At 59.9% G+C, this 12,560-nt stretch carries 7 protein-coding genes; 2 read left to right on the forward strand and 5 right to left on the reverse strand.

Annotated features, from left to right (window positions below; genetic code table 11):
* Positions 1 to 90 precede the first annotated feature (90 nt).
* The 5 genes from FNT36_RS21290 to FNT36_RS21310 form a co-directional block, all read right to left on the reverse strand.
* Complete coding sequence (locus FNT36_RS21290; RefSeq protein ID WP_144851914.1) at positions 91 to 1,224, reverse strand: sensor histidine kinase; 1,134 nt, start codon at positions 1,222 to 1,224, stop codon at positions 91 to 93.
* Positions 1,225 to 1,236: 12 nt separating this feature from the next.
* Entirely contained in the window at positions 1,237 to 1,686 is a 450-nt protein-coding gene (locus tag FNT36_RS21295) for a response regulator (RefSeq protein WP_144851916.1), read from the reverse strand.
* A gap of 4 nt (positions 1,687 to 1,690) precedes the next feature.
* Positions 1,691 to 4,006: an ATP-binding protein gene (locus FNT36_RS21300; RefSeq protein WP_144851918.1), complete on the reverse strand. Its 2,316-nt coding sequence runs from the start codon at positions 4,004 to 4,006 to the stop codon at positions 1,691 to 1,693.
* Complete coding sequence (locus tag FNT36_RS21305; RefSeq protein WP_144851920.1) at positions 3,982 to 4,542, reverse strand: biliverdin-producing heme oxygenase; 561 nt, start codon at positions 4,540 to 4,542, stop codon at positions 3,982 to 3,984. Before FNT36_RS21305 ends, FNT36_RS21300 begins: the two co-directional genes overlap by 25 nt.
* A gap of 122 nt (positions 4,543 to 4,664) precedes the next feature.
* Positions 4,665 to 10,172, reverse strand: coding sequence for an alpha-2-macroglobulin family protein (locus FNT36_RS21310; protein WP_233636127.1), 5,508 nt, complete (start codon positions 10,170 to 10,172; stop codon positions 4,665 to 4,667).
* Between the two features lie 201 nt (positions 10,173 to 10,373).
* Between FNT36_RS21310 and FNT36_RS21315 the strand changes: the two genes are divergently transcribed.
* Positions 10,374 to 11,282 (forward strand): LysR family transcriptional regulator, encoded by a 909-nt coding sequence (locus FNT36_RS21315; RefSeq protein ID WP_144851924.1) that lies wholly within the window; start codon positions 10,374 to 10,376, stop codon positions 11,280 to 11,282.
* 65 nt (positions 11,283 to 11,347) lie between these two features.
* Entirely contained in the window at positions 11,348 to 12,553 is a 1,206-nt protein-coding gene (locus tag FNT36_RS21320; RefSeq protein WP_144851926.1) for a threonine synthase, read from the forward strand.
* Positions 12,554 to 12,560: the final 7 nt, after the last annotated feature.

Genomic DNA, 12,560 nt, shown 5'->3' on the forward strand with positions numbered 1-12,560 from the left:
CAAAAATAAGGGGCTGCCAGCGCGAATACGGCATATTTTGGCCGCGGCCGACGTCTTAATTACTGATAGCTGCGGCCTGGTTGGTACGCGCTATTTTGCCGGCCCTAGGTGCACCCGGAACGTAGTGCCTTGGCCTTCCTCACTTTCCACCTCAATGTGGCCTCCCTGGGCCTGTACCAGCCGGTTGACCAAAAACAAACCAACCCCAGTGCCCTCGGCCGCGGTCGGGTGGAAGCGCCGAAATAGCTGAAACAGCTCAGCTCCGTGTTGGTCTAAATCGAGGCCTAGGCCATTGTCTTGCACCTCCAGCACGGGTTGGCTCGCTGCCCAATACGAGCGAATGCCCACGCGCGGAACCCGCTCGGGATGGCGATACTTAATGGCATTAGCAACCAGGTTGAGCAAGATGGTGCGCAGGTTACTGCGCACACAGGGCATTTCGACTAAAGCACCGAAGTCGAGCTCAATGACTGCTTGGGTATCCTGCACTTGCGGGCGCAAGGCTTCGAGCACATCGGCGGCCAGCTCGGGTAGGGCCACCGGCTCGGGTGCCTGCTCGGTGGGCTGGCGGTGCTCTTGCACCACGGTGGCTAGGTCGTCGATGGTGGTGCTCAGCGCGTGCAGCGACTTACCCATGTAGTGCAGCAGCTGCGCATCGGCGGGGTTCGCGAAGGTCGCAGTTCGGCGAATTTCTTCGTACAGCCCGCGCAGGTTGTTTACTGGCTGGCGCAAGTCGTGCGAGGCAGCGTACACAAAGTTGTCGAGGTCTGCATTGGTGCGGGCCAGCTGCTGGTTGGCCGCTTGCAACTCGTGGTGGTAGGTGGCTTGGTACTGGCGCCACTCGTTTTTCTCGATGGCATGGCGCACTGTTTTGCCCAGTAGCTCGCGGTCAAAGTGGCCCTTTACTAAGTAGTCGAGGGCGCCACTGTTGAGGGCACGCACGGCCAGCGCCTCGCTGCCACTGCCTGTTATCATCACGGCGCACAGGCCATTGGCCGGGGCTAGGTCGCGCAGCTGGCCTAGGAGAGCCAGGCCATCGGTATCGTGCAGGTTGTGGTCGAGCAGCACACAGTCTGGCTGCAATTGTTGGAATAGCGCTATGGCCTCCTCGCCCGAGGTAGCTTCATGCAGCTCTAGGCGCTCTTCTTCTGCCTGAGGTTTCAGGTAGCGCTTGTAGAGCATTCGGTCGTGCTCGTTATCATCGACCAGCAAGATTTTCTTCACCGCAGCCAGCAACTAAGAGTGGAGCACGGGTAATTCCGATACTCCCAACCAATAATCAATAGTAAGCCGAATTTTTTCTTCTAGCTCGCTATAGGAGATGGGTTTGGTCAGGTAGCTGTTGGCCCCCAGGCGGTAGCAGTCGTTTACATCGCGGCTGCTAGAAGAGGTACTGAACATGATAACTGGGATGTTATGCAGGTGTGGGTCGTGCTTTACAATATCGAGCACCATGCGCCCATCTGTACCGGGCATATTTAGGTCGAGCAGCACAATGGCGGGCAGCGTTTTGGGCCAAGCGGGGTGCTTGCCATAGCCCTGTAAGTATTCCAGGGCTTGATCACCGTCGGCGCAGCGCAGCACGGGGTTTTGCAGCGCATACTTGCGAAAAGCCCGGCCTAGGGCCAGGAAATCTTCGGCGCTGTCTTCCACCACCAGGATAGGCAGGAGAGAGTTGTTAGACACGTCGCTAGGTAGGTTTAGGGATTGAGAAATAAAAGGTAGCTCCTTGGCCTACTACGGATTCCACCCACAATTCGCCGTCGTGCTTTTCTATCATTTTGCGGGCAATGGCCAGGCCGGCTCCCGTGCCACCGCCAAACTTGTCTTGCGCGTGCAGTCGCTTGAAGATGCGGAAAATGCTTTCGTAGTGCCGTGCGTCAATGCCAATGCCATTGTCCTGCACGTAGAAAACGTAGTAATCAGCAGGGTTGATGGCTCCGCGGGGGCCCACCTTGCCCGCCGGGGCCTCGCCTATTACCACCAGCTTTTCGGGCTTGTCGTTGTATTTTAAGGCGTTGCTAATTAGATTATTAAACACCTCGCTCAGCCGCGTAGGGTCGGCCATGATAGTAGGCAGCGGGTGGCGCACCTCCACGGTAGTATTAGTTTGCTCGAGGCGGGGCTGTAATAGCTCGCATACCTCGGCTACCACTTGGTTGAGGTTGATGGGCTGCAGCTCTAGGTCGAGGCGGCCTACGCGCGACATCATGAGCAGCGAGTCGATAAGCGATTCCATGCGCTGGCTTAGGCGCACCAGCGTTTGCAGCTTGCTCACGCCCTCCTCGTCGAGTAGCTCGGCGTAGTCTTCGAGCAAGAAAACCGAATAATTGTGAATGCCCCGCAGCGGCTCCTTCAAGTCGTGCGATGCCACGTAGGCGAAGGAATCCAGCTCGTCGTTGCTGCGCGATAGCTCGGTGTTGAGGCGGCTGAGGCTGGCGGCGCGAGTTTGCAGCTCATTGAAAATCTTAAGCCGCACATCGGCAATGTGCAGGCGCAGCTCTTTGGCCGCTTCCAGCTCCAAGGGCTGCCAGGCTAGGGCGGTGTTCTCCACTTCCTGGCTCCAGGCCGCAAATGACTGCCTAGGCGACAAGAAAACCTGGCCGTCTTCCATTTTCTCCACCTTCTCGTTTTTGCCGGCCCAGTTCACGGTTTGCAGCCGCTCGGGCCTGAACCAGAAGATGTAGTCGCCCGGCTCTTGGGCCAGCGTAATGGCCAGAATGCCGCTGGCCGTGGCGCGCAGGGGGCGTCCTGCCGGGTTGAGCCGGGCATACGAATCGGTATGAAAAACGTCTTGCGGAGCGCGCACTTTCAACCAAGCCGCCAGCTCTCTTATTTCGGAGTCAGTAGGAGTGTTGCCTAGGGTAATTAATTCGCCTTCAAACAGAATGGCTGCCCCACCGCAGTCAAATACATCGAGCAGCGTAGTGTGCTGCTTGTACAAGCCTTCGAGGAAATTGGCTTGGTGGCTCACCTGCTCAAATAGCCTCACCTGCGCCTGCTGAATACGCAATTGGTAGGCGTGCTGCTCAAGCTGCTCCTTAGTACCTAGCAGCGCCGAAAAGGTCTTGCCGATGAAGAGGCACATTTCGCGTAGCTCGTAGCTCACCAGGCGAGGGCTGTCGTGGTGGCACATTATCATGCCCCACAGCCGGCCATCTTGGATAACCGAAATGGTCATGGTGGCCGCCACGCCCATGTTTTTGAGGTACTGAATGTGGATGGGCGACACCGAGCGCAGCACTGCGTACGTCATGTCGGGCGGCCGGCCGGTGCTAGGGTTGCGCACTGGCACCAGTGGCGCAGGCGAGTAGTCGACATCCGGAATAAAGCGCAGCCAGTTTTTGAGGTACATGGCCCGCGCCTGCTGCGGAATATCGGAAGCTGGGTAGTGCAGTCCCAGTAGTGGGTCAAGGTCGTCGCGCTTGGACTCGGCTATCATCTCGCCGCTCTCGTCGGGCGCAAAGCGGTACATGCCCACCCGCGCAAACCCCGTAAGGGCGCGCACCTCTTCTACAGCGTGCTGGCAAAATTCGAGCACGGTCGAAGCCGTCAGCATCTGGCTGAGCGTGGCATTGAGGGCGGCTAGGTCAAGCGGAGTAGCTTCCTTGTCAGCCACGGGCTCAAACTCGAGCCACACCAGCCCATCGTAGCGGTGCAGAATGAGCTTGAACAAGGGCTTGCCCGCCACGTAGTCGAGGCGCACCCCTAGGAGCTTGGCTGCCTCCGTGAGAGTGGGCCACAGCTGTGATACCTCGGCCATCTGGGCAGGGTTGAGCAGGCGCTCTAAGCCCTTGCCTAGTAGCTGGTCGACCGAAATACCGACGTGAGCTTCTACGTTGTCACTGACTTGTACTATCTGCTTCGAGGCCTCGTCGAGGCACAGCACAAAGCCGTAGGGCTGCACCAGTCCCGGAATATGGATGGGCTCACGGTCGCAGTTGGTGAGGGTAATAGGCTGGCCGAAAAGATTCTCGTCGGTCAGGCTGACGGCTGGTTGAGCCATGCGTCTAGTTTTTGAAAAGTAAGGCTGGCCGACTGCACAATTTCGGCCTGGTTCTCTGAGGTAGCTTCCCGGTCTAGGAGCTGGCAAAACTCTTTCCACAGCGGCCCGGTTCGCTCGGCGTAGCCCGAAAAATACGAACGCAACGGAATGTTAACCTTAGCCAGTTGCCGCGCTATCACCTGCCCACCCAGCGTCGAGCCCTCCATCACGTACATAGCGCCCAGCAGCCGCGGCCAGGTATCTAGGGGTGGCATATCGGAGCAAGTAGCTATTCCTGAGGCCGAAAGATGTAAGTCTTGCAGAATAAGGTGTGCCCGCTGGCGGGTATTGATTTCCCATTCTGGCCCTAGGTCCTGCTGCCGCAGCCGCGCCTCGTAAGGTGCCAGAAAGCCATACATCTTAGCCAGAAAATGCTTCGCAACGGCCTCCGTAATAGTGCCAGCCGTGAGCTGCTGATTGAAGGTGTTCTGCTCTAGATGGTCGTGCGCAGGTCGGGTTTCGAGGCGTAGCGCCTGTAAAATGGGTGAAGGAGACATAATAACGAAAATACGAACGTGGCCTTACGCCAACGCCTTCGCCTCGGCTCCCTTTTGCAAAAAGCAAAGAGAACCAAAACGAAGGCGTTGAGAACCAAAACGAAGGCGTTGGGGCCAAGACGCTACCGCACGCGCACTACGCCGGCTCCGTTATACGAATGGTATTCCGCGTTATACATGGCATCGGCGCTCACTGGCCCCAGCTTAAACGTGCCTTTCGACACAGCCCGCGCCAGGTAGTAGAAGGTCTTGGGCGAGGTCGAAGCCGTGGTGAAGAGGTTAATGCGGTCGTCGCGCACGTCGAGGTAATCGGGCGTGCTGGCGGCTTCCGTGCCTTTCACCTCGCGCTGCGGACCTAGGCGCGGGTTTTCAATCTCGAGGCCGGCGGGCAGCAGGTCGGTGATGGCCACGTTCTGGACTTCGCCGGCTGCGTCGGCGGCTTGCAAGGTTATTTTCATTACCACTAAGTCGTTTTGGCGGATGCCGGTGGGCGAGATAGGCTGGCCGTCGCGGTTCAAAAACTGGCGGCGCACTTTGAGGTAGCTGTCTTCCTCATGCACCCGGCCGCCGGCCGAGATACCTTCCATCTCCCAGAAGTAGTAGAGTTGGCCCGCGCCGATGGCTTTGAGCAGCAACTGGTAGTTAGCCACGTTTTGCACTGTCAGGTCTTTGCCATCAAACTTACCCAATTGCTTGCCGGCCGCCGACAGCGTAGCCGTGACCGTACTGGCGCGAGCGCGGCGGGCGATTTTACCCAACGATAGCAGCGCAAATGCCGATTCCTGGGTATTCATGTAACGCTCGGCCTTCACCTGCCGGCTTAGCTGCCGGGCTATGCTTGCCACTTGCGGGTTGTTGGGGTCGGCCTCAAACAAGGCATTGAGGGCCAATGCCTCGTCGCGGATGGGCGACGAGAACGAGCCGTCCAACTCGCGGCGGGCCTTCTCGGGCGTGAACTGCCGGGGCAGTATCTCCTGGAAGTTCTTTTGCTGCCCGCCTAGGGCGTAGGTGCAAGCCAGCAGGAAGCGCGCATCGGCAGTGAGCAGTGGGCGGTTAGCCTTGTAGTAGTTGAGAGCTACGGCATCTTGGCGGCCGGCCAGGGCCAGCACGTAAAGCGAATATGTGATTTCGCGTTTAGCAATGTTGCGTTGCCGGGCGATATTGTTGGCGTCGAAGTAATAATATAGCTCTGTCTCGCGCTGCTTGATGCGGAACTGCATATAGTTCAGCACCTTGTCGAGTAGGTTCTTATTTACGGCGAAGCCGGCTTGCTTGGCTTCGAGCAAGAAGTGGGCAGCGTAGGCCGTGGCCCACCAGTTGTCGTAGTCGCCGCCCGGCCAGTAGCTGAGGCTGCCGTTGTAGAGCTGCATGCTCTCGATTTTGCGAATGGCCTCCTGCACGTGGTAGTTAGGGTTGTATCGCTGCACGTGCGGGCCGGGCTTCTGGTTGAGCGTGGCCGCCAAATCGCCGAAATACAACTGCGGAAACGCTGCCGACACGGTTTGCTCGAGGCAGCCGTAGGGGTATTGCAGCAGGTAATCAAGGTTCTTGGAAAACTGCGTAAGCGGCGAGCGGCTAAGCAGCATCTTGCTCCGCAACGAGGTAGGTAGGAAGTCAGTCCGCAAATCGAGCGTAGCTGGCGAGCCGGCCGTGGCATCGCCGCTGCCAGTGCGCTTTTCGAGCGGTGCAGCGGGGCGAACGGGGATTTCAATAAATTCAGAGAAGGTTTCAGTTGAGCCTTTCACTCCAACTGCGACAATCTTGATGCTTCCGTTACCAATAGTTTGCTTAGCACCGATGTGGAAAGTGACTCTGCTCTCTTGATTGGGAAGTAGTGGCACAGTCAATTCCTCAACTTTTGCTACGGGTATTGACGACTCAGCAGAAACGAGTGGGCCAGTAAGTTGCTTGGTGACTTTGACAAAAATTTTATTGCTCGTCGTATTCGTCAGCGTCACCGGTACGTCAATCGTATCGCCGGGCGACATAAACCGTGGCAGCGCCGTGCTGATTACCACCGGGTCAGCCACCTTCATGGTCTGCTCGGCGCTGGCAAAGGCGTCGTCTTTGTAGGCCACAGCCATCACGCGCAGCGCCCCGCTGAATTGCGGTAGCCGCACTTTATACTGTACTAGGCCGTTGGCGTCGGCAGTCAAAATGCCGCTCCACTTGGCCATTAGCTTCACGCGGCGGCTGGGCACGGGCGTGGTGCGGCGGCCTAGGTCGCCGGCGTCGCCGCCGCTGCTGCTAGTGCCCAGTTCGGGCAGCAGGAAGGGGTAGATGTCGAAGGCGCCGACTTCAAGCGCCCGCTTCTGGTAGAAGTAGGCGTGGGGGTCGGGCGTGCGGTAGTCTTTGCGCTGCAAAATGCCCTCGTCTACCACCGCCAGCGTTACCTGGGCGCCGGGCGCGGTGCGCACCTCTATGGTCTGGAACACCTGCGAGCGGCTTTGCGCGGCGGCTTTCAGGGTGAGGGGTAGGTGCGTGCTGGACTTCTCCACCGTCAGCGGCACGAAGCCCCGTGCCACCGTCAGGGGCAGCGAGTTGTCGGTAATGGACCGGATGGCGGTGGCCGTAACGTAGATATTCGGCACGTGCCCGCCGCGAATGGGAATGCTCACCCGCGCCGATTTCTGGTCGGTATCGACGTAGAAATGGTCGAGCACCCGGTTTCGCTCCACCGTCACCAGAATGCGACCGGGGAAGGGCGTTTTCAGCAGTAGCTGGGCCGTTTCGCCGGGCTCGTACTTAGGCTTGTCGGCCTCGATGATTACTTCGCCTTCGTTGTTGACTTCGAACGAGTTACCGGCCGTGTCGCCGCTGCCGTAGGCGTAGAAATACTCGGCCACGTAGCTGCTCGCCTCGGGCCGCATAATGCGCACCTCGTACTCGCCCGAGTATTGCGGCCGGAAGCTGATTTTGCACACGCCGCTTAATTTCATCTGCTTGCTCAGCAGCACTTCCTCGCGCTTTTGTGAATTGTAGACGTAGCGGTCGCCCTGGCGCTCCAGCACGGTTTCCCAGAGCTTGCGCACGATGGTGACCTGCGCGGTGGCCGCCGTGGGCTTGCCCGTCGGCGTGAGGGCCACGAACAGCATAGGCACATCCTGGTGCGTGCCCACTAGGCCACCGATTCGCTCGATGCCAAACATAGCCTTTTGGGTCTGCACCTCGAAGGTAGCCAGGCGGTTAACTGGCCGGCCGGTTTCGTCGAATATCGTGGCGAAGGCCGTGCCTTGCAGCGTGCCCATGTCGCGCACGTCGGGCAGCACGTAGGCGGCCGTGCCGCGCCCAGCGGCGTCGGTTTCGCCCTCGCGCCGCTCGTGCGGAAACTGTTCGGCTAGGTCAGCCAGCGCGCTGCGCCCGCTGCCCGCCTGAATATCGAAGTTGTAGCCAGGGTATTCCTTAGCCGAAAATGACTTGGCTTTCAGCGAAAATTCGACCTCGAACTTGCGCCCCGCTGCTGGCGGTCCAAAGAGGTTCAGAGCCGTGATTTTGGCGTTCACCGTTTCGGTCGGGTGCACCACAGCGGGCGCGGCGGTTACAGTCACTTTCAGCCGGTCGGGGATGAATTCTTCCACGCTCACCTGCCGCGAGGTCAGCAACACGTCGTTGCCGGTCAACACCTCCAGCGTGTACAGCCCAGTCATGATACTGGGTGGTAAAATGAAGCGCGACGCCACTGCGCCGGTTGCGTTCAGGCGCTCGCCTAGGTTCACGTATTCCTTGCCGGTGGGCAGCAGCAGCCGCACCTTAATGGGCAGGCCCGCTGGGGGCGTGCGCCAGTCGTCGTTGCGTAGTACGGTGTTGGTATAAATGGTGTCGCCGGGCCGGTATAGGTCGCGGTCGCCGTACATAAAGGCCTGGTAGTGAGCCGCATTACTAGTCAGTCCGCCCACCTCGAAGCGCGAGGTCTCGACCCGTGTTTGGGGCAGGTTGATAAACGAAAAATCGGCGTCCTTTACCACTGTCACCATGCCTAGGCGCAGGCGCGAGCCGGCCACGCTGTCGTAGCGGGCCACGCCCTGGCCGTTGGTGGTGGCGGTGCCCATCACCTGGTTGCTGGTGCTAATAAAGCGCACTGTGGCCCCGCTTATGGGCTGTGCCGTGCGAATGGAATTTAGGAAAACTACCGCATCGCCATCGACATTTTGCCGCGCAATCAGCCCTAGGTCGGTCAGCGCCACCAGCTTTTCCTCACGCAGCCACAGGTGCTCGGTGTCTTGCACGCGCACCACGTAGAGGCCTTTTAGGGGCGCGTTAAATTCTAGGTCTTTGAGATTGAGGGTCAGCAGGTGCAGGCCGTTTTGCTTTTTGAGCGCCGCTGTGGTGTAGGCGCGCGTGAAGAGCACGTCGCCCCGGTTTTCGAGCTCGTAGTATTGGTAGCCATTGCTGCCACCATCGTTGTCGGGGTCGCCGTCGCCGCTGTATTCGCCGCCTTCTTCGCTCTCACCGTCATTGCTGTTTTCGTAGCCATACTGCTTGCCACCGCGCAAAAAGTCCTGCACGTTGCTGGCGTACACTTTGGCCACGGTAACCTGCACTTTTTCTACCCCGCTCAGGCGCAGGCCTAGGTTGCGCGCGCCCATCGAGCTGAGGTACATGGCCTTTTCGGCACTGGCAAAGCTGATGCTGGGCTGCGTATTGGCAAAACTCACGCCCTGGCTAAATCGCTCGATGAGCCGCCCGCCTAGCGCCCCGCGCACCCCCGGCTCGATGATAATCTGGTATTCCTTACCTATCTCAAACCCCCCGCGCAGCAGCAAGCCACTCTCTTGGGCTTCAATCGAAAACGCTACCTGCGGCTCCACTTTCAGCAGCGGCTGAATATCGGCCACCGATACTGGCTGGTTGGTGAGCAGGCTCACCACCGGCTGCCCATCGAGCACCGAGCCGGTTAGCTCGCTCACTTGCAGCGTCTCCTGCTCGGGCACCATGGCCGAGGCCGTGAGCGGCGCCGTGGTAGCCTGGCTGCCGGCCACCGCCTTCAGTCCCGGCGCCACTGTGAATTGCAGCGGCTCACCGGGCTTCACCTCTTGGTTGATGGTGATGCCGAGCGTTTTATCGGGCTCTACGGCAGTGAGGGAGAACGCCACCGGCCGGCCGTTCTGGCTCAGCGAGAGGCGCGGGCGCAGGTCGGCGGGCCGCACGGGGTAGTTGAACAGCACGTTGGCCCGCAGCTCGGCGGTGCCCACGGCCTGCTCGCTGCGCCCGTAGAGCACCTGCGCGCCACCTAGGGCCACCAGCGGCGTGTGAAACTTAGTGCGGTCGAGCGTCAGTTTTTGCTTGCCCGACGGCAGCGTGGCCGGCCGCAAACTGGCCGCGAATATCGTGCTCGGCCGCAGCGGCTCGTAGGGCGAAAACACCAGCTCGCGTCCCTCATTGGCCCACTTAAACTTGCCCCGGATGGCGGGCTCAAACTGCACGTAGCGGGTGGTGTCCCACTGGCCCTCGGGCGTGGCCGGCGCCACCGGCTCATCGAAGGCGAAGGTGATGTTCTGATACGGGTCGATTTCCTCGCCCTCAGCGTTGGTAGCGGTGGTTTGGGTTTGTTCCTGGTCGGCTTTTTTGGAGCAGGAAAAGGTGGCGAACAGCGGCAAAAGCAGCAGCGGCAGCAGGCGACAGAGGCGCATAAATGGGCCGGGAAAAACGGCGCAGAAAGGTAGGAAGCGGCTGCCCAAAATCACGCTTTTTTCATCACTTATGGCCATATATAATGTAGCTCGAATGCTAGGGACTGATGGGCCGGAAAGACAGCCCCGCGCGGTGCTGCTACCCGCCCCTAGGCCACGCGGGCGGCGCCTTGCCGTTTCTTTGAAGAAAAAACCAGTTGCATGCTGTCGCACCCTCACGAAGTATTTCTCGAAGTGGCCCAGCGCTTGAGCTTTACCAAGGCCGGGCAGGCGCTGTTCATCAGCCAGTCGGCGGTGAGCAAGCAGGTGAAGGCGCTGGAAGAGCACTACCAAACGGGCCTTTTCGAGCGCCTAGGGGGCAGCGTGCAGCTCACGCCGGCGGGGCAGAAGCTCTACCAAAAGCTCTTGCAAGCCAAGCAGCTCCAGCAAGAGCTGCAACAGGAAATGAGTGAGCTTAGCCCCGGCTTTGCGCCGGCCGTGCATTTGCTCATCGGGGCCAGCACCACCATCTCGCTCTACGTGCTGCCGCCGGTGGTGGCGGCCTACCTGCAGCAGCACCCGCAGCACCAGCTCAGCCTCAAAAACCGCAACAGCGACAACATACTCAAGGCGCTGCTAGAGCACGAGATTGAGCTCGGCATCATCGAGGGCATTCATAAAGTGAGCCGCGTGACCTACACGCCGCTGCTCACCGACGAGGTGGTAGCCGTGTGTGCGGCCAGCAACCCCCTAGGTGGCCGCGAGCTGGCCACCGCCGACTTGCTCAGCATCCCATTAGCACTGCGCGAGGTGGGCTCGGGCACGCTGGCTGTGCTCGAAGAAGCTCTGGCTGCGCAGGGCATCAAGCTGGCGGCGCTGCCGGTGCGGGTGCGCCTAGGGGGCACCGAAGCCCTCAAAAACTTCGTGCGTATCGAGGCAACTTGTCTGGCTTTTTTGCCGCGCCAAGCTGTGCTGAAAGAGCTGGCTACGGGCGAATTGAAAGAGGTTAAAATCAAGGATTTGTCGCTGTTCAGGCAGTTCAATTTTATTCAGCGCAAGGGCACCGAAAACAACGGCCCGTACCGTGAATTTTTGCGTTTCACCCAGCGCTACTATTCCAGTAAGGAATAGGCTATGCGAAAACTCCATTTCGCTAGGGCATAGCTGCGCGTATAGCACCGCCAGAACTTTGCCCCATGAACCTGACCGTCGCCCCGTCGCTTTCCCGCATCCACAGCCTGCACTGCGCCCGCTGCCACACGCCCTACTCGCCTTTCGAATTGCAAAGCGTGTCGGCCTGCTGCCAGCAGCCCCTGGTGGCCGACTACGACCTGCACTACCCGCCCACGCCCGCCGAGGCCATCGACCAGGCTGACAGCTCGATGTGGCGCTACGGCGCGTTGCTGCCGTTGCTGGCAGAAGCCAACAAAGTGACCCTAGGCGAAGGAATGACGCCGCTGCTACAACTGCCGCGCCTAGGTAGCAAATACGGCTTCAGCGCACTCACGCTCAAGGACGAAGGGCAAAACCCGACGGGCTCCTTCAAAGCCCGCGGCCTGAGCATGGCCATTTCCAAGGCTAAAGAGCTGGGCGCGCAGGGCTGCATCATTCCCACGGCGGGCAATGCGGGCGTAGCTATGGCTGCCTATTGCGCCCGCGGCGGCCTCAGCGCCACTGTGGTAATGCCGCGCCACACGCCCGAGGCGTTTAAGGAGGAATGCTACTGGTACGGCGCCCAAGTCGAGCTGGTCGATGGCCTCATCAACGACTGCGCCGCCCGCGTGCGCCAGCTCAACGCGGGTGGCGAGCTGCTCGATATCTCGACCCTCAAGGAGCCCTATCGCCTCGAAGGCAAGAAAACAATGGGCTATGAAATAGCCGAGCAACTCGGCTGGCAACTGCCTGATGTGCTGCTCTACCCCGCCGGCGGCGGCACTGGCCTCATCGGTATTTGGAAAGCCTTCCAAGAAATGAAAGCGATGGGCTGGCTCGCGCCCGAAACTGCCTTGCCGCGCATGGTGGCCGTGCAAGCCGAAAATTGCCGCCCACTCTACGATACCTACTTCGGCTACCAAGCCAATAGCCTGAACTACAATGGCCGCCCTACCCTCGCCAACGGTCTAGCCGTGCCGCGCCCCCTAGGTGAGCCATTGATGCTGGACGTGCTGCGCGAGTCGCAGGGCACAGTGGTGAGTATCAGCGAAGAAGGCATGCTGGAAGGTATGCGTGAGCTAGGCCAGCAAGAAGGTCTCTTCGTGGCTCCCGAAGGTGCTGCTGTGTGGATGGCTGCCCGCCAGCTACTCAGCACCGGCTGGCTGCGCGCCGACGAGCGCATCTTGCTGCTCAACACCGGCAGCGGCCAGAAGTACATGAGCAACGTGGCCGGCCGCGCCTGGGCCTAGGTGCCGT

The organism is Hymenobacter setariae (genome assembly GCF_007713685.1).
In the GTDB taxonomy this organism is placed as follows: Bacteria; Bacteroidota; Bacteroidia; order Cytophagales; family Hymenobacteraceae; genus Hymenobacter; species Hymenobacter setariae.

Excerpts from the sequence above, each read along its gene's own strand:
- FNT36_RS21300 (WP_144851918.1), bottom strand. The coding sequence starts at position 4,006 with ATGGCTCAACCAGCCGTCAGCCTGACCGACGAGAATCTTTTCGGCCAG.
- FNT36_RS21305 (WP_144851920.1), bottom strand. The coding sequence starts at position 4,542 with ATGTCTCCTTCACCCATTTTACAGGCGCTACGCCTCGAAACCCGACCT.
- FNT36_RS21310 (WP_233636127.1), bottom strand. The coding sequence starts at position 10,172 with ATGCGCCTCTGTCGCCTGCTGCCGCTGCTGCTTTTGCCGCTGTTCGCC.
- FNT36_RS21315 (WP_144851924.1), top strand. The coding sequence starts at position 10,374 with ATGCTGTCGCACCCTCACGAAGTATTTCTCGAAGTGGCCCAGCGCTTG.
- FNT36_RS21320 (WP_144851926.1), top strand. The coding sequence starts at position 11,348 with ATGAACCTGACCGTCGCCCCGTCGCTTTCCCGCATCCACAGCCTGCAC.